Here is an 18,170-nt window from a genome sequence, read left to right as displayed (position 1 = left end):
CAAATGTTGATGTGATGGCGAAATTATGAGAAATTTAACATGTTCTAAGAACAAAGATCTGGCTCTATTAAGCAGCCGATTTAGAAGATGTAGGTTTGGTTCTGATTCAACTCCTCTTTCAATTAAATTAGAAACGAATAACTGAGCATAACTTGGGGTAAAAAACGTTCATAATCATCAGCGAATATCATCGAGAAAACTGCTGCAAATATCAGGCAGAGAACATGAGATGCTTCGCTTATTTAAATTTTAAGTGATGCTGCAACAGAAAGTGGTAAAATTTCGAAGCGGTAATATAGTCCATTGGAGTGTTGTTATTAGGATCAAGGCCCAAATTTTGATTTTCTGGCCATTGAAGATTTAACTAAATTTTTTGGGCATTCCCGAAAGCATCGAATCTATTACTCCTTTTTAGATTCATGAGACTGATTCCATCGCTTGGGGCGATTGAAGCAATTTGGAAAATCAGGTCCAATAATATTCGCCGTGCTGGCGATAGTACTCGATGGTGCGTTTCAAACCCTCTCTGAGCAACACTGTGGGTTTCCAACCGAGGTCGTTGGCGATTTTTTTATAATCGGTATAAAAATCGCCGATGTCAATCTTTTTCCGTTCATCTGGGAACGGGACGAGCTCGTACTTGCCGCCGCCGTTAATTTCGATCATTAATTCGACCAGCTTTTTTAGCGAGATCGGCTCAGCGCCGCCGATGTTATAGATTTTGCCATTGGCGTTATTGGAACAAGCAGCGCGGAGCAGCGCATCCACCACATCATCAACAAAAACCAAGTCGCGTTTCTGTTCCCCAGTCCCAAAGATCTTGATTCTTTCCCCACGGACGATCTGACGGATGAACCAGCCAATGAAGCCTTGGCGGTCATGTTTCATGAGCTGTCGGGGGCCATACACATTCGTCAATCTCAGAACTGAGCAGTGAAGACCGTAAACTTTACTATAAAGGGTATGGTATCGTTCGCCCGCTAATTTATTAATTCCATTGACATCTGGTGGATCGAGCGGGTGATTTTCGTCCACTGGAAGGTATTTGGCACGGCCGTAGATCTGCCGAGTGCTGGCAAAAACAATTCGGATCTCAGGGTTAAAATGACGGCAGGCTTCGAGAATCGAGAGCTGGCTTTTAGCATTGATTTCCAGATCGGCGAACGGATCTCTCATGCTGTCGATATGGCTCACCTGACCAGCCAGATTAAACAGATAATCCTGACCTTTGATAAGATATTGCATGCCATAACGATCGCGAACGTCTGAGAAATTGATGGCGACTTTATCAAGAATACCCTCTAAATTATGGAGATTGCCGCCATAATCTGGGATCATGGAATCAATGATGGTCACTTTCGCCTGGCATTTGACTAAATAATGGGCAAGATTACTGCCGATGAACCCAGCGCCACCAGTGATTAGAACTCTCTTATTCTTAAATTGGTCAAAGAAATTCATTGCTCAACCATTAGATCTTGAATCGCTATTTGGAAAGCGAAGGCTTTCTCATCAAAAATTAGCTAAAATAAACACTCGATCGAGGTTCATTCAATTACTCTTACATCACGCAGATCGATATCGACGGAAATCGCTTGCATGATGCTATCAATGCGAATGACAAGGCGCTGACGGTTTTTTATTTCCGCTAAAATTCCAGTGCTGCCCCGAAGCGGTCCTTGAATGATCTCAATTCTCTGACCTGGTGTTAAATAATCAACTCTTTCAATAGGGATGTGGTTTTCCATGATCCCTCTGATAGCATTGATCTGACTTTCAGGGATTGTAGCGGGAATGCCATTGAACGACACGAGTCGAACGGCGCCATCGGTCTGCAAAGCTTGCAATCGGTCCTTCAATGCGATTTTTACGAATACATAGCAGCTAAAAAGAGGCTCTTCGACCTTTTTATAGCGATCGCTCCATTTGCGATGAAACGTTTGGAGTGGGAGAAAACTGGTAATTCCCTTTTGTACCAATTGAGAATGAACTTTTTTTTCATGTCTCGCCCGCGTTGAAAGCGCGTACCAATTGGGAATTACGTTTAGTTCCCCATAAATCGATTGTATTGGTTCAATCATACGATATTTTCTGCTCTTAGTCTAGGCAAAGCTCCGCCGTGTCAGTCCCATTTCGATGAAACTCACCACGGCACAAAGATAATAAACAACAACACCATTAATATACTCTAAGTCCACTGAATTTTAGCGTATCAGCGGAATATTCATTTTATTTAATCCGCGCAAATTTACTGGCAAAAAATTCTCTTTGAATCTAATTAGTTTCTGTTGCAAAAATGGAAATCAAATGAAACGATGTCATTCCTGCGCATGCAGGAATCTCTTTAAAGCCATTATTTGGGTCAATTGTAGATGGAGATGCCTGCCTGCGCAGGCATGACAATTTATCCTGTTTTGATAATTTTGCAACAAGAACTAATTAGCCGATCGCTCTTCTGTGGATTAAAATTTCTCATACTCAGCAACGGCTTTCACAAATGAGGGGGTCTCATCTGCATAAATTGTGCCAAAAGTTGCTAAATACATGACAACATGAATTTATTAAATGCATTAGATATGCACAATACGGCATGGATGTCACAATTTTGCCATCACCGCAAGGAATATTTTCTGAATTTTAAAATAAAATATAAATCAGATGATGATTACTTTCGAATCTGCTATGCCCTGTCTCTCCTTCAAAGGGAGAATATGAAAACTTTCTCCTCAAAAAGGAGATGAAAAAGCATATTAAACTGAAATCTGACTAAGGCAAATATGGATTATTGATTAAATTCCCGCAATGTAAGCGAAATCTCAATATCCTTAGGCGAGCACTGGATTGAACATATCAACTGGTTCGTAATGTCATCAGATCGAATGATCAATTATCGTTCATGCTGTGAACGCATTGCGGGCAAGCTTCATATTTCGCTTTTACTTAAAGCACTCATTCACCCCCAAACAACGAGTCTATAATATATAATTTCTAATCTAATAGTCAATCATTATGGCTAGATTGTAACAATGTGCTTCTTATTAATTTTAAAGCATTTGCATGTGCAATAATTTTAATTTTATTTATAGTTTTTTTTCACATTAAAAGGTAAATGAGAATTGCATTTCCTATTGTGATATACATCAATTTTTATTATAATTATTTCTATATATCGTTTTTATTCTATAATATTAAAAGCTTTGTATTTAACAATTTATTGCTCAAAGACAGAACATTAACATTTTGCTATTTGAGAAAAATCGCATGAACAAATACCGCGACGAATCACAAAGTTTATCAAGACAGACTGAGTGAAATATGCCAATTTTGTTTGGTCCAAAGCCTTTTCGAAAAATATTGCATTTTATCCTTCTGAAAATTAATAAACTTAACGAAAAACGGCCAAGACCATGATGCACCAAAAAAAAATAGAAATTCAAACGCTCGCTTTAACTTTTGCATGTTGATTTTCAAAAGCAAAAAGTGGCCGTTCGATATTTTAGGCTTGTCTTGTCGAGCTAATTGTTCATGTCACGTGATTCGCAATTTGTTCAGATGATTCGATAAAGGAAATCTGCAGAACTATGATTAAATCACCGCATCCCATAACGCCCTAAGCCCTAATCATCGTTTATGGTCGGAAGGCGGGAAGGTATTTTTGTATTGGGTGATAAATTTGATTTTTAGAAATTTTCCCCTGTATTATTCAGCCCGTGATTTCACACGTTGGCGAGTGATTTTGCCGCCAAATTTTTCAATTTTAGTTGAGTTATCCCCAAAAGTTGCCTTAGCAGCGTTTCTGATCCGCTTCGTTAAGTCCCAAACATCCTTCAGGCTTTCGTTACGGACTTTCACGGCTTTGCTGCGCTCTTGCTTAAGTTTCTCGGCCAATTCGACCTTTTCCGCAGCAAATTTGATTTTCTGTTCGAATGCTTCAATTGTTAGATTCGGCACATTTAGCTGATCGATTAATTCTTTCCATCCTTTCAGCGCAAGTTCTGCTTGTCTTAGCGTATTCCTTGGAAAACTTTCTAATGTCTCTTTCATTGTTTCGTTCCTTTTTGTATCTAATTCAAGTCGGTTAATTGTTGAGAAGATGATCAAATATCAATCGAATTATCCCTAATAAACTCAATTGAAAATGGCAAAATCGAATTTAGCCACAAGATAGACTAAACGGATCTAGACATCATTATTGACTTGCGAATTACCAAATTAGAAGATCTTTGCATTCGAATTCAAGATACGAATATTTCAAACAATTAAATTTAGCAGAGCAATATTAGAATGAACAATAAGCACCGCTAATTGAACGAATCAAAAATTGAAAATTATGATTGCTCATGATTCATAAAATTATTTTGTGAAAATTTTAGCAAGCTCAAAAATATCTGAATAAGCAACGATAGCCCAAATAATTCAGACTCTATATTTATTTGAAAAGAAAAAACTGGTTTTTTCGTTTTAGCTCCGGCTTTTTGAACGCCGGTGGTGCTTAATTCCGTCTTTGCCGTAATAATAATAGTGATAATAGTAATAATAATATGAGCCGTAGACGCCATCCACGCTGACCACATTGAGCAATGCACCCAAGATCCGATTGGGAATACTCCGTAGGATTTCGAAGCTTCGCTGGACTGCGTTTCGGTCGGTTTGGCCGGCTTTGACGACCAAGATAACTCCATCCACTTCGGAGCTGATCACGGCCGCATCTGTGACGGCCATAATCGGCGGGCTATCGAATAATACGACATCGAATCGTTTTTTCAATTCGCTGATGCATTGCTTCATAGAAACGGAGCCCAATAATTCTGACGGATTTGGAGGCAGAGTCCCGCTGGGAATGACAAATAAATTATCAATTTCTGTTTTAAAAATTACCTCATCGAGATCGGCTTTGCCAATTAAATAATTCGAGATGCCCTTGGAGCGATTGATATTAAAAATGGAATGCAAGATGGGCCGACGAAGATCGGTATCGACCAGCAATGTTTTTGTTCCCATTTGCGCAATGGTGATGGCGAGATTAGCTACCGTTGTTGACTTTCCCTCCTGGGGGCCAGGACTGGTAATGACGATCGTTTTCAGAGGGCTGTCGGCGCGAGCGTATTGAATGCTCGTCCTTAAGCTTCGATACGCCTCCGAGATCGGCGACTTTGGGGCAAAATGAGTAATTAAACGACTAACCATTGCCTTGGCTTCTCCGGCGTTGGCATGGTCCGAGAGGCGGTGTTTACCATTATTTCCGAGCTTTGAATTTGTATCTTCGATTCTGATTACTGGAATTGCTCCCAAAATCGGGATACCGAGTCGTTCGATATCGGCAGCGGATCGGACCGAATTGTCAAAATACTCTAAAATAAAGGTCATTGCAATCCCCAATCCCAAACCCATCACGATGCCCAGAAGGATATTCATCTGCTTTTTCGGCTTGATAGGGACGTAATCTGGTTTGGCGGGATCGATGATGCGGACGTTGCCAAGCTGCCCCACCTCGGTGATGCGCGTCTCTTCGTACTTTTCTTTCATCATCAAAGTGATTTTTTCATCCAGCCGGGCGGCCCGTTCTAATCGTGCGAGTTTCAGGCTACGTTCTGGAATTTTCTCCAATTCTTGATTATACTCCGCCACAATTTTTTTCAAAGCTTCTACCTTTGGCAATAATGCCTGGATGGTAGCCTCAACTTCAATTTTCCTCTGAAATAGCTCTTCTGATAATGTAATGGGGTCTCCGGTTTCAGCAGCGGCTAGTTGGGTTATTCCAGCTCGCAATTTCTCTTCCAGTAGCTTAGCTTGTTCATTGAACTTTAAAATATTTGGATCGTTGGGATCATAAACGCCGTGGTTGATAACTGATGCAATATAACGCGTTTTTTGGGTCTCCAACTCAACCATTTTTTGGTTCAACTCATTCAAGAATGGCGCGGTTAAAATGTTTTGCATGTTCAAATTCTTCTTGCTTGCGCCCAATTGCTCGTCAATATAACTCAGCCGCTCCCGATTGGAATTCAACTCAACTTCAGCTTCCCGATACAGTTTTTCGACCTCAGCCAGCTTGGTGACCAACTCATCAACTTCTCGGGGCAGAGCCACAAATTTTTCCCGTTCTTTGTATTCTTTCAGCGCTTGTTCGGACTCACGCAATTGTTCCTGAAAAACGCTGAGTTGTTCGCCTAAAAAATCTTTTACCTTTCTGACTTCCTCTTGACTGGCCAATTGATTTTGTTCTTTATAGACCTGGGCTATCGTGTTGGCAATATATGCAGCTTCGGTTGGCGATGGTGCTGTGACGCTGATCCGAATCATGTCGGTATTTCGAATCGGCTCCACGCTCATATTGCTCTGCAGTTGTCTGATGATTTCATGGAGCTTCTGTTCATATTCCCGTGGCAATAGCGGTTGTGGTGATGCCTCGTCTTGCGAAGATCGAGCATTATTTGATCCTTCGTCGAAGAGTTGCTGAAACGCCTTTTTTACGCTAAAGCCCGAGAGGCGATTCTCAGGATCGTAACCCAAAATGTACAAGCGATCAGCTTCTTCGCTGCTCATTAGTCGCTTGATGACGCTCTCCGCTAGGGTACTGCTATTCAAAATTTCTACCTGATTGTTGATCTTCTTCTCTTTCTCCATGAAGTCAACAACATTAAACAGCGCCTGCTGAACGCCACTATTGTCCTTTATCATCACCTTAACAGTGGAACGGTAAATTGGGGTCATGGTGAAGGTGTAGTAGGTCACAAAGCCCACTACGGTGAGGAAGGATATCAAAATGATCCATCTACCGCGATAGAGGATTCTCAAATAGTCTTGAAAAGTCACTTGACGATCTTGCTGCTGATCCATTGATGCATACTCCTCGATTATGTTCGCCCCCCAAATCTCGAACGTCCAAAAATAAAGATATTTTCCACATTAGTCAAGTGATTTCATGAAATTTAATAAATTTTAATAACAGCCTCCTTCATAAAATTAAAACCAAGTCAATTTTTAAATGGAAAGTTATTTTCTTGCAGTTTATCTCATATCAATGATTTCAACCGAATCGGGAATGGCATAATGAAACAGCTTGTCTAATAGGGGCTTATTGAGATCCACATTGAGTAAACGATATGTGTTGAGATTATCGTTAATATCGGTTTGCTCAATTTTGATCGGTACTGAGATCTTGGTATTGATCCAAATTTTCATCGTTTTGATGAAAATGTCATCTGATTTCGCCTTTAACTCGACCACAGCGCAGTCTTGTTGATCGATAATTTCATTGGCGACAAATCGTGGGCTGTAGTTTTCAGAATATTTCAGGAACAGATCCTTTGGCAATCGAATTTCGTCGGAGGAATTTTCAATCCTATCGATGATCACCTGATTGTTGTATAACGAATGGGTCCAGACCGTTTTGCCGTCTGATACAATGATCTGGTCTTGCGTTTCAATGCGGAACTTATCTTTGCCTTTCAGCCAAAGTCGTCCTTTCTGTTGCTGCACATTATCCGCTAATTTCCAATAGGATGTCTGTTCAAAGTCAGCCTGAAAACTGGTCAGTGCATCGTACTTCGCCTTGACTTTATTGATGATTTCTACTGCTCTTGGATCTTGAGCCAATGTGTTCGCTGTTTGAAGACAAAAAAGGTTTATGACAAGCATCATTCCTGTTAAAATCAGAATCGGTTTCATAATTTCCTCGTGTATTAGATGATATTTTGAATTACCATTTTAATAAAGCTAAAATCTTTTTTGAATGTTCTGAATTACGCCATCGCATCGGGCATTTCTTGCACTGTTTTGGCCGCTAGTTTCAGCAAGCCATGGTTGATATTCGAGGCGAGTTGTATTAATAAATTCCCATCTCTTTCAATTGTTCTTCATCGGCCAATACCTCACGGGCCTTGCTACCGTCGAATGGACCGACAAAGCCAGCCTCTTCTAATTGATCGATCAGGCGGGCAGCTCGGGCGTAACCGATTTTCAGACGCCGCTGGAGCAATGAAACGGATCCCTGTTGGTGGCGCACTACGAGTTTCAACGCTTCATTGAACAACTCATCGCGTTCGTCCCGAAATCGTCGGTTATAGTTTGCTGTCGCTTCATCTTCCCCAGTGGGCAGCAAAAATTTTGGCTCTTGAGGAGGCTGTTGATGGATGTGCTCGACAATTCGTTTTACTTCCTCGTGTGAAATATAGGCGCCATGGATGCGAATGGGCTCAGGGCTTCCTGGCGGCAAAAATAGCATATCCCCCCGGCCTAACAATTTTTCCGCTCCATTCATATCGAGAATGGTGCGGGAGTCGGTCTTTGAAGCAACCTGAAACGCGATCCGCGCTGGAAAGTTAGCCTTGATCACACCAGTGATCACATCGACCGAAGGCCGCTGGGTAGCGACGATCAAATGGATGCCAACCGCACGAGACATCTGGGTGAGCCGCGCAATCGGTTCTTCGACCTCACGAGCGGCGACCAACATCAGATCCGCGAGTTCATCGATGATCAAGACCACGTATTCCAAGGGCCGCTGATGAATGGACTCAGCGCGTTGCTCCGGGCTCAAGGCTTTGATCCAATTGTTATAATCCTCGATGTTGCGCACCCCGGCTTTGGCTAATAACTCATAGCGTCGCTCCATCTCCATTTCCAGGCTACGCAAAACCGCGACAGCATTATTGGGATTCGTCACCACTTCTTCTTCGAGATCTGGCCGATAGGCGAGATGATGATTTTTCAGCGCCGCATAAACGCTCAATTCCAATCGTTTTGGATCGATCAGGACCAATTGCACCTGAGAGGGATGAGCCTTAAACAGGATGCTGGCGATAATGGTATTGAGGCAGACGCTTTTCCCAGACCCAGTAGCGCCAGCGATCAATAGATGCGGCATCCGGGCCAGATCATCTACATATATCTCCCCAGCGATCGTTTTGCCCAGCGCCATGGTCAACGGCGATTCCGCCGAGCGAAATTGCGGAGAATCGATGACTGACTTGATATAAACAGTGGATGGCTTTCGGTTGGGGATTTCGACCCCGATGGCCGCCTTGCCAGGAATTGGGGCAACCACGCGGATCCTTTTGGCCCGCATCACCAGCGCCAGATCATCAGCCAAGCTGGTGAAGCGATTGATCTTCACGCCCAATCCTGGCTCCAATTCGAACCGCGTAATGACTGGACCAGGGTTGATCTCGACAACTTTGCCTTGAATTCCAAAGTCTGCGAGTTTTTCTTCGAGTGTTTTGGCGCTGTTCATTAATTCGTCCCAGGTAACCTCGTCATCCTGGCCGACAGGTTCATCCAATATTTGCGCCGATGGGAAGTAGTATTTTCTAGGAGGTTGTGGCTTTGGCCGCGGCTCCGCTGCGATCCTCTCTGAAGCGGCTGGTTCTCCTAATTGCTGTTGTTCACTGATCGGGCCAGCCGGTGCAGCAAATTTTGCTTCTGGCTCGGCTTCGAGAGCTGGTTCTGGCTCTTCTGGTTCAAATATCGCAGGGGTTGGCTCTTTAGGTTTGCGGCCAAGCTCCAGAATATCTCGGATATCGGGTATAGGTTTCTTGGGTTTAAACTTGCGCGGATCGTAACGTCCAGTGACCTTCGCAATAAACTTTGTCAATCGAGGGACTAATCGGGATTTGATCTTTTCAAATTTTATGTCAAACACATATAAAATTGTGATCGCAACAATGGTTGGGAATAGGATCGCGCTGCCAATCGTCCCGAACAGGCCATGGAACGCCTCGCTCATCATTTCGCCAAGCTGACCCCACCAGTGGAGATGTTCATTGCGAAAGGCGAGTCCGATCGTCTCATCGACCTCGAGATTGGCTCTGATCATTCCGTAAAATGCCAATGTCATCGAGATATAAATGCTAAACAACAGGGCGTAGATCGTAATTTTCTTGATCGGCTTAATCTTCTTACCGATCATTTGATGAATGCCCCAAAGCATGATCAATATCGGGAATACGATACTTGCTCGACCGATGGTCCGGATGATCAATAGCCGAGATATTTCATCGCCGACGACACCCATCAAGTTTTTGATCTCACTTTTAGCACGGAAGCTATCCTCCACTGAAAAGAACATTAGGCTGAGGAAAGTAAAAGCTCCCAATGAAGTGAGCAAAATTCCAACAATCTTTTGCTTTTTTTTGATATCCATCTTTAAAGCCCGATCGCTAACAACATCACTCCTCGTCCGATAAAATAAGCTCGCCGTTTCTCATTTTTGGGACAATTGGAATGGCATCCACTGCGAGAGAAGCCAATAGATCGTTCCTTTGTCCCAACTCCATCAATCTCCTACCATGAGAGGCGTGATGGATCATTTGAGAAAGGTCATTGGCGTAATACTTATATAATATCAGCGCTGCCCGCGCACCATCATTGAGTTCGAGTTGTTCTTGATCGACGGAATGTTGTTGAATTTTTCGAATGATCATGCCCGCGCAAACTGCATCCTCAAGGCCGAATTGTGCATTTTTTCCGGCACAGAGCATGGCAACATCGAGTCGGTTTTCTAAAATATATTCGCTGATCCGTGAGCTATTTAAAAAGCCAGCCACCACTATGCTCCGAGCCGTTCGCGCAACATCAAACAATTGCGCACCATTGGAACTGGTAAAGATGATCCGTTTCCCTTTGATTTGATCACTGCGGTATTCCAATGGTGAATTAGAAAGATCAAACCCGGGGATTGGCAGCTCATTCCGTTCACCAGCCAGCAATGTCGAACCCGGGGGATAGCGTTGCAACAATTGTCTGGCAGTAGCCACCTCGGCTACCGGGATGATCGAGCGACTCCCGTTAGCCAGGGCCGTAATCATGCTACTACTGGCGCGCCAGACATCAATAATAAGAGCCAAACGATCCTTCAATCTCTCAGCTTGAATCTCTGAGCGACTGAGAAACACATCGATCTTCAAACAGAATCCCTTTGTTATCTATCTATTACCACAACAGCTTATAGTCACGATTTATAGATTAATCTAATGGCAGTTTCATCAAGATCATCCAAATGAAACTTTTGCGCAATTTTCTCTTCTTCCAATCGCATAGGTTTGGAACTGATTCCATCACTTTAAGCGATGGAATCAGTTCCAAATCGGATGGTCGAACCACCTGAAAAGTTCACAATCCAATCGCTGCGAATGTTCGAAGCTTCGCAACGATGATCTAATAGGGCCGTTTATAGAACGGCGTTTTCACCACTTTAGCTGGGAATTGTTTCCCGCGAATATCGATTTGTAAAGGCGAATCAATGGCGGCGTGAGCGACGGCCACATAACCCAGGCCAATTGGCTTTTGCAACATCGGAGAGAACATGCCGCTGGTGACGGTCCCGATGTTTTCTGAATTCGCATAAATCGGATAGCCATGGCGCGGGATAGCTCGGCCGTCCATTTCAAACCCGATGAGCTTCCGTTTTAAGCCATCATTTTTCGCTTTCAGAATGGCATCGCGGCCGATAAAATCTCCTTTATCCAATTTTGTGATCCATCCTAGGCCTGCCTCCAGCGGGTTGGTGGTCTGATCGATGTCATTGCCATAAAGGCAATACTTCATCTCCAAACGCAACGTGTCCCTGGCGCCCAAGCCGATCGGCTCGATATCAAATTCCTTGCCAGCTTGCATCACAGCTTCCCAAACGCGCTCAGAATGCTCCGCGGCGAACATGAGTTCGAAGCCATCCTCGCCCGTGTAGCCAGTGCGAGCAATCATCATCTTTACTCCAGCCAGCTCACCTTCTGTGAACCAATAGGTCTTAACTTCGGCCAGATTGACTCGAGTCAATTTCTGGAGGGTGGCGGCAGCTTTTGGGCCTTGGACGGCTAAAAGGGAATAGTCATCACTGCGATTCTTCATGATCACGCCATCGATGAGATGCTTGAGCAGCCAGGCAAAATCTTTTTCAATATTGGCAGCATTCACTACCATGATATATTTTTCAGGAAAACGATAGATCAAGAGATCATCCACAATCCCGCCATCATCATAGCACATAGCAGAATACTGAGCCTGATAGAGGTTTAAGCTTTTTACATCATTAATAGTCATCAATTGCAAGAAATCCGTGGCTCGTGGGCCGACAAACTCAAATTCTCCCATGTGAGAAACGTCGAACATCCCGACAGCATGTCGCACTCGGAGGTGCTCCTCGGTGATCCCTTTGTATTGAATCGGCATGTAGAACCCAGCGAACTCGACGATTTTCGCCCCCAGTCTTTGATGGATTTCGTATAGCGCAGTCTTTTTGATCATTGGTGTTATTTCCCTTTCCTCGTCTTTAAATCAGATATAAAATAATCTGGAATCTCGCGCATGTGGTTTAAACCAGCTTATGCTTTGATGGATTTCACTGCTTGTTCAATTCGATCGAGTGCTTTTTCGATATTGGGAATGGAATTGGCATAAGAGAGTCTGAGGTACCCGTTGCCGTATTTGCCAAATGCGGTTCCAGACAAAACCGCGACGCCAAATTTTTCCAATAATAGATCTGCAAATTTTTTCCCATCGATCCCCAATTGTTTGATATTTGGGAACACATAGAAGGCACCATGGGGCCGTAAGCAACTCAAGCCGGGAATAGCGTTCAGACCGTCAACGATGACATCTCGACGTTTTTTGAATTCTGCTACCATTTGATAAACTGCATCCTGGGGACCGCGAATTGCTTCAATGCCGGCATATTGCGAGAAAGTGGCGGTGCAGGAGTTGCTGTTGATCTGCAATTGGACGACTTTGTCCGCCAAATCTTTGGGCATGGCCCCGTATCCCAATCGCCAGCCAGTCATAGCATAGGTCTTTGAAAATCCATCCAGAATAATGGTCCGCTCTTGCATCCCGGGAAGAGAAGCGATGCTATGATGCACGCCTTCATAGATTATGTTCATATAAACTTCATCGGATAGCACGTAGATATCTTTTTCTTGAGCCACCTGGGCTACTGCTTTTAGATCGCTTTCGGTCAAAATGCCGCCAGTCGGATTTTGCGGCGTGTTCAAAATAATCAGCTTGGTTCGATCTGAGATCAGGGACATGAACTCGTCGATATCGAACCGAAATTCTTTCTCCTCTCGAAGTGGATAAGGAACTGATTTTGCTCCGACGAAGTCGATGATCGATTCATAAATCGGGAAACCGGGATTGGGATACATCACCTCATCTCCTTCATCAACCAGGGCAAGAATCGTAAAAAACATGATCGGCTTTGCCCCTGGAGTGACCACTACTTGATCGGGCTGGATTTTAATGTTCCGACGTTTTCCAATGTCTTCGGCCAGCACCTCGCGGAGTTCTGAGATCCCTGCTGCGGGGCTATAATGGGTTTTGCCTTCATTCAGCGCTTTGATCGCAGCATCAATGATATTGCGCGGAGTATCAAAATCTGGCTCCCCAATCTCGAGATGAATGACTTGCTGACCTCGGGCCTCCAGTGCCTTTGCCTTTGCTAGCACCTCAAAAGCAGTTTCGGTTCCTAATCGAGACATCCTTTCGGCTAACTTCATCATATCAGATCCCTTTCCACATTGAGATAGTAAATTTACCGTCCTGATTACGATTTATATGAAATTAGTTTTGCTTTTCTGTGGCCATAAAATGGAGCGATTTTTTCATCGTGCCTCAAAAAAATAGCAAAATTATCGCTCATTGTCAAGCTTTTTTATTGCTTGATTGAACAAGACTTGAGAACTATTCAAACCATAAAGTAATCCCCCAACAGAGTGGGGGATTTACTTGATTGCCATTTAAAAATCCTTTTACCAGACGCGACGGATATCATTGATGATCACGAACAACATGAGGGCGATAATCAAGGCCATTCCGATTTGCTGAATAACCAATTTTGCTTTCGGTGAAATTGGCCGACGGATGATCGCCTCAATCGTCAGGAAGAGCAGATGACCGCCGTCGAGCACTGGGATGGGGAGCAAATTGAGCAGGCCGAGGTTCAAACTCAGAAATGCGATAAAAGCGATGTAATTCGACTCGCCCTCACGCGCGCTATCCTTAGCCATTTTGGCTATCATGATAGGTCCAGCAAAGGCCTCTTTAAAATCCTGCTTACCAGTAATGATCATTTTGAGCGATCTACCGATGAGTCGAGTGATCTGCCAGGAATAACTGCCCCCATACGCAATGGCCTGCACGAGATTGATGTCTTTCTCTTGAACAGCCAGACTGATGCCGATCAAGCCGATCTCGCGATCCTGAAGCTTCTGTCGCTTTGGGACGATCGTTGCTCGCAATGTATCGGTCTGACGAAGCCAGACGAATTGCAAGGGCTTTTCGGGACTGCTATGAATCACCTCGGTCATTTCCTCCCAGGTTCGAATCGGCTGTTCATCAATGAAAATAATCCGATCGCCGACCTGAAGCCCAGCCGCCTTGCCAGGAAATCCTTCCTGCAAATCACCAACAATGGCTGGCACTGTTTGAGGGAGGCTGTCTAAATAATTCGCTGCAAAAACTGTCGTATGATAAGCTCCCTCCCGCTCGAAGGCAATTCGTATCGTATCCAGCCCTTTGGATTTCGCCTCAAGCTCAGCCCAGGTCAAAACCGGTTGATCGTTCATTTTTACGATCACATCTCCACTCTGTAAGCCTGTTACCGCTGCAACCTGGGGTGATTTGATATGACCGACGGCCAGACCAACTGGCTCTTTAATCCCCGAAAAGTAAGCGATGCTGCCAAAAATCAAAATGGCAAGGCCGATATTCATCACAGGGCCAGCCAGGATCACCATGAATCGCTGATAGATGGGTTTTGACATAAACTCCCACGGTTCGCCCTTGATGGCGTCCTTATCCATACTCTCATCGATCATGCCAGCCAATTTCACATAACCACCTAATGGGATCCACGAGATGCAATAATCCGTATCGCCGATCTTTTTTCCAATCATTCGAGGGGGAAAGCCTAATGAAAACCGGTCCACCCGAATTCCCACCAGCTTAGCCAAAATAAAATGTCCGAATTCATGCACAAATACCAAAATCCCAAGGCCAATCACCAATCTCAAAATTGCTTCCATTGAATTCACTCCAAACAATCGATAAAAATTTGCACTCCTATCATTCTCATCTCCCCATGCAACGCAGAACTGATTTTTCTCTTTGTTCTGCGAAGATCGACATGAAGTTTTGAATGATTCATTCTTCTGCCCCTGTTAGAAGAAGGGCATAGATTCACTGTCTCAATTTCAATTTGATCTGATCGTTTTGCTTTTTCCAGCTTTAATTCCGATAAGGCAGATCTGGAATCAAAATGACACCACCAGGACCTGCTGCTGTTGAACAATTTCATCCACAAAATTTCTTGCCCAGATATCTGAGGCCAATAAATCTTCCAATCCAGGATTTTCGATCACCTTGTGTTGATCAAGGGCTTGCTCTACCAGATTTGGGATCTGAGTGAATTTGATTTGTTTCTCAATAAAGGCTTGACGGGCACGATCGTTGGCGGCGTTCAATACGGCAGGTGCAGTGCCTCCAAGCTTCAACGCTTCATAAGCCAGTTTTAGCGCTGGAAATCGCTGCAGATCAGGCGGTTCAAAGCTCAACTGTCTGATGCGATCGAAGGAGACTCGCTGACACTCCAGCGGTTTGCGCTCTGGATAAGTTAGGGCATATTGGATCGCTTGCCGGATATCAGGAATTGCCATCTGCGCTTTGATCGCGCCATCGACGAATTCCACCATGGAATGAATGATGGATTCAGGGTGAATAACCACCTCGATTCGGTCGCCAGGCACGCCAAACAGCCAATGGGTTTCAATGACCTCAAATCCTTTGTTCATTAGCGTTGCGGCATCGATGCTAATATTTCTTCCCATGAACCAATTGGGGTGCTGCACTGCCTGCTCCACAGTGACTTGCGCTAATTGTTCTGGGGAGTATTTTTGAAACGGTCCGCCAGAAGCCGTAAGAATCACCCGATGGATCTGCGATGGGTTTTCACCCTGCAGGCATTGGAAAATCGCGCTGTGCTCGCTATCGATCGGCAATATTCTCACGCCATAGATATCTGCTAGGGACATGATGATGCCCCCGGCCATGACCAAAAGCTCTTTATTGGCCAATGCGATTTCGGTTCGGCCCTTGATGGCAGCCAGGGTGGCGTGCAATCCGCTGATGCCTACCAGCCCATTGACCAGCACATCGACATCGTAGCGATGGACCAGCTCTAATAGCCCTTCTTCCCCGGTCATGATCTCGATCCCTAGCGCGGCGATCTGATCGAGGACAGCAAGCGGGAAATTGTCCCCAGTGATGCACACTGCAACAGGTCGAAATTCCTGGCACTGCTGATATAGCAAATCCACCCGATGATGGGTGGAAAGGCCAATGATCTTGAAATCTTGTGGATGAGCTCTAATGACCTCCAGGCAATTTCTGCCGATCGAGCCGGTAGCGCCCAGCAGGGTAATGCGTTTCATGCCAAGTCAATGAAGTTTTATTAGATTCTAGCCCCAACCGCGAACCGTCGTGCTGGGGCAGTTGCAATATTAGCGAAAACTCAAGCCCAGCCCGGCATTGAATCCCTGAAAGCCGCCAAAATTGTAATCGGCATGAATGAATAGAAACGGAATTGGCTTGATCTTTAGGCCCACATTGCCGCGAACATTGCCCCGATTATATTCTTTATTAACTTCGCCGATCGGATTGCCCAATTGGAGCTTCACCTTGAGGGTGGTATAATCGTACCCGATACCGCCATAGAAATCGATCAGCGGGAAGCCTTTGCTGATGACCAGGGCCGCACTGATATCATTGACACTGGCAAAATCGAATTTCTCAGGAACCTGGAGATAATGGTACGAGGCAACGATGGCAATCCTGGGAAGCAGAATATTTTGTAATAAACCGTATTTGACCCCCAGTCCGATCAGCGTGATATTTCCTTCGTCCTCGCCCTCGCCAAGGGGGTAGGTGAAAAAGCGTCCCATCGCCTCAAGATCCCCTGGCAGCCCGATGCTCACCTGAAGCAACGGCAAAGGCATGAGGTCGACATTGCGGAAAATCCCACCCTGGGCAGGCTTGAAATCCTGACTCTGAGGAAATGGCAGAGTTGGTTTCTGGTCTTCTGTGATCAGCATCGTCACTACGCGTACGCCGACGTCAAAACCTCCCAATCCATGGACCTTGGCGGAATGGTAGAGGCCGCCACCGGTATAAAAAGCGAACAGATCCAGCAATGGCGCGATTGCCTCATCCAGGTTGGAAATCGCCTGTGCCCGTGCTTGCTCAGGATCACTGACCGTGCTGGGAGGTCGAACCATATTTTCCAAGTTCAAATCCTGACTCACAGCAACACCAACGCTAACGATGAGCCCTACGATCATCAGCAGAATCGAGATGAATCGGGTTTTCATAGGCTTATCCTCCTAAGTTCTGATATTTTTTGGCGAGCTTCTGGGCCTCAGCATATTCTTGAGGCGTTAATTGTCCCTCGAAGAAGTGAATATCGAAACATTGTTGAAAGCCAGTTTTCAGTGCCCAAACAATTCGATCGTAATTAACTGGGGCAGATAAAATTTGACTGATCGAAATCGTTTTTTCCGCTAATGCCTGACGAAAGCGTTCAGCCCGAGCCCCTTTTAGCCCTTTGATATAGTCTGCCACTCGCAAATGATAAGTCCCAACCAGGATTGAACCATGTTGCAGGATCGAATTTTCATAGCGACGCTGAGCGCTGCCGACCAGCTTTTTTCCCTCGTATGCGATTTCAAACTTGGCCGATCTCGAGAAACACGGAATGGAGTCCTTCGCGCGACTCTTCTTTTCAGCGGTCGCATGTTCCACCAATTCCGCTTTGACCCCAAGCAACTGCAGTCCCTGCAATATTCCTTTATTAATGCGATTATAAGTGATCAAAATCTCTTTCGAATAGAAATCGGAATTTTTAGGCACAATAATACTGTACGTGATCTCTTCAGCGTGCAAAACCGCCCTTCCGCCCGTCGGTCGCCGCACCACATCGATATGGTCCTGTCGGCATTTCTCTAAATCCAAATCCTCAGGATTTTGATTATAGCCCAAAGATATCGCATACGGTCGCCATTGATAGACTCGGAAAATCGACCAGTTATCCTTCGGCACCGTTCGAGTGGCCAGGACTTCATCAATGGCCATGTTCAAAAAGCCGTTTTTGGCCCCAGTATTGAGAAATCGCCAATTGTTCATCG

General features: G+C 44.7%; 13 protein-coding genes. All 13 read right to left on the bottom strand.

What is annotated here, in order from left to right:
• Positions 1 to 465: 465 nt before the first annotated feature.
• Entirely contained in the window at positions 466 to 1,461 is a 996-nt protein-coding gene (locus ONB37_11100) for an NAD-dependent epimerase/dehydratase family protein (protein MDZ7400701.1), read from the bottom strand.
• Between the two features lie 86 nt (positions 1,462 to 1,547).
• A complete protein-coding gene (locus tag ONB37_11095) occupies positions 1,548 to 2,081 on the bottom strand; it encodes a UpxY family transcription antiterminator (protein MDZ7400700.1) in 534 nt (177 codons plus the stop codon).
• A 1,618-nt stretch (positions 2,082 to 3,699) separates the two neighbouring features.
• A complete protein-coding gene (locus tag ONB37_11090; protein ID MDZ7400699.1) occupies positions 3,700 to 4,044 on the bottom strand; it encodes a hypothetical protein in 345 nt (114 codons plus the stop codon).
• Positions 4,045 to 4,461: 417 nt separating this feature from the next.
• Positions 4,462 to 6,840, bottom strand: coding sequence for a polysaccharide biosynthesis tyrosine autokinase (locus ONB37_11085; GenBank protein MDZ7400698.1), 2,379 nt, complete (start codon positions 6,838 to 6,840; stop codon positions 4,462 to 4,464).
• Between the two features lie 171 nt (positions 6,841 to 7,011).
• On the bottom strand, positions 7,012 to 7,671 hold the full coding sequence (lolA, locus tag ONB37_11080) for an outer membrane lipoprotein chaperone LolA (GenBank protein ID MDZ7400697.1): 660 nt from the start codon (positions 7,669 to 7,671) through the stop codon (positions 7,012 to 7,014).
• Positions 7,672 to 7,828: 157 nt separating this feature from the next.
• Positions 7,829 to 10,144 (bottom strand): DNA translocase FtsK, encoded by a 2,316-nt coding sequence (locus tag ONB37_11075; protein ID MDZ7400696.1) that lies wholly within the window; start codon positions 10,142 to 10,144, stop codon positions 7,829 to 7,831.
• A gap of 25 nt (positions 10,145 to 10,169) precedes the next feature.
• Entirely contained in the window at positions 10,170 to 10,907 is a 738-nt protein-coding gene (locus ONB37_11070) for a 2-phosphosulfolactate phosphatase (protein MDZ7400695.1), read from the bottom strand.
• A 250-nt stretch (positions 10,908 to 11,157) separates the two neighbouring features.
• Positions 11,158 to 12,243 (bottom strand): glycine cleavage system aminomethyltransferase GcvT, encoded by a 1,086-nt coding sequence (gcvT, locus tag ONB37_11065; GenBank protein MDZ7400694.1) that lies wholly within the window; start codon positions 12,241 to 12,243, stop codon positions 11,158 to 11,160.
• A 77-nt stretch (positions 12,244 to 12,320) separates the two neighbouring features.
• A complete protein-coding gene (locus ONB37_11060; protein ID MDZ7400693.1) occupies positions 12,321 to 13,490 on the bottom strand; it encodes a pyridoxal phosphate-dependent aminotransferase in 1,170 nt (389 codons plus the stop codon).
• A gap of 252 nt (positions 13,491 to 13,742) precedes the next feature.
• Positions 13,743 to 15,017 carry an RIP metalloprotease RseP gene (rseP, locus tag ONB37_11055; GenBank protein ID MDZ7400692.1) on the bottom strand — a complete coding sequence of 425 codons (1,275 nt, stop codon included), beginning with the start codon at positions 15,015 to 15,017 and terminating at the stop codon, positions 13,743 to 13,745.
• 228 nt (positions 15,018 to 15,245) lie between these two features.
• A complete protein-coding gene (locus ONB37_11050) occupies positions 15,246 to 16,421 on the bottom strand; it encodes a 1-deoxy-D-xylulose-5-phosphate reductoisomerase (GenBank protein MDZ7400691.1) in 1,176 nt (391 codons plus the stop codon).
• A 69-nt stretch (positions 16,422 to 16,490) separates the two neighbouring features.
• Positions 16,491 to 17,357 carry a hypothetical protein gene (locus tag ONB37_11045; protein MDZ7400690.1) on the bottom strand — a complete coding sequence of 289 codons (867 nt, stop codon included), beginning with the start codon at positions 17,355 to 17,357 and terminating at the stop codon, positions 16,491 to 16,493.
• A gap of 4 nt (positions 17,358 to 17,361) precedes the next feature.
• The gene (locus tag ONB37_11040; protein ID MDZ7400689.1) at positions 17,362 to 18,168 is read right to left on the bottom strand and encodes a lipoate--protein ligase family protein; all 807 of its coding nucleotides are present in this window, start codon (positions 18,166 to 18,168) and stop codon (positions 17,362 to 17,364) included.
• Between the last annotated feature and the right edge of the window lie 2 nt (positions 18,169 to 18,170).

Source organism: candidate division KSB1 bacterium (genome assembly GCA_034506395.1).
Taxonomy (GTDB): domain Bacteria; phylum Zhuqueibacterota; class Zhuqueibacteria; order Thermofontimicrobiales; family Thermofontimicrobiaceae; genus Thermofontimicrobium.
Note: the sequence above shows the minus strand (reverse complement) of the source record. Positions and strands in the feature narration are given on the sequence as shown.

Coding starts and splice junctions, on each gene's coding strand:
- ONB37_11050 (MDZ7400691.1), bottom strand. CDS start 16,421: ATGAAACGCATTACCCTGCTGGGCGCTACCGGCTCGATCGGCAGAAAT.
- ONB37_11090 (MDZ7400699.1), bottom strand. CDS start 4,044: ATGAAAGAGACATTAGAAAGTTTTCCAAGGAATACGCTAAGACAAGCA.
- ONB37_11045 (MDZ7400690.1), bottom strand. CDS start 17,357: ATGAAAACCCGATTCATCTCGATTCTGCTGATGATCGTAGGGCTCATC.
- gcvT (MDZ7400694.1), bottom strand. CDS start 12,243: ATGATCAAAAAGACTGCGCTATACGAAATCCATCAAAGACTGGGGGCG.
- ONB37_11040 (MDZ7400689.1), bottom strand. CDS start 18,168: ATGAACAATTGGCGATTTCTCAATACTGGGGCCAAAAACGGCTTTTTG.
- lolA (MDZ7400697.1), bottom strand. CDS start 7,671: ATGAAACCGATTCTGATTTTAACAGGAATGATGCTTGTCATAAACCTT.
- rseP (MDZ7400692.1), bottom strand. CDS start 15,017: ATGGAAGCAATTTTGAGATTGGTGATTGGCCTTGGGATTTTGGTATTT.
- ONB37_11085 (MDZ7400698.1), bottom strand. CDS start 6,840: ATGGATCAGCAGCAAGATCGTCAAGTGACTTTTCAAGACTATTTGAGA.
- ONB37_11095 (MDZ7400700.1), bottom strand. CDS start 2,081: ATGATTGAACCAATACAATCGATTTATGGGGAACTAAACGTAATTCCC.
- ONB37_11100 (MDZ7400701.1), bottom strand. CDS start 1,461: ATGAATTTCTTTGACCAATTTAAGAATAAGAGAGTTCTAATCACTGGT.
- ONB37_11075 (MDZ7400696.1), bottom strand. CDS start 10,144: ATGGATATCAAAAAAAAGCAAAAGATTGTTGGAATTTTGCTCACTTCA.
- ONB37_11060 (MDZ7400693.1), bottom strand. CDS start 13,490: ATGAAGTTAGCCGAAAGGATGTCTCGATTAGGAACCGAAACTGCTTTT.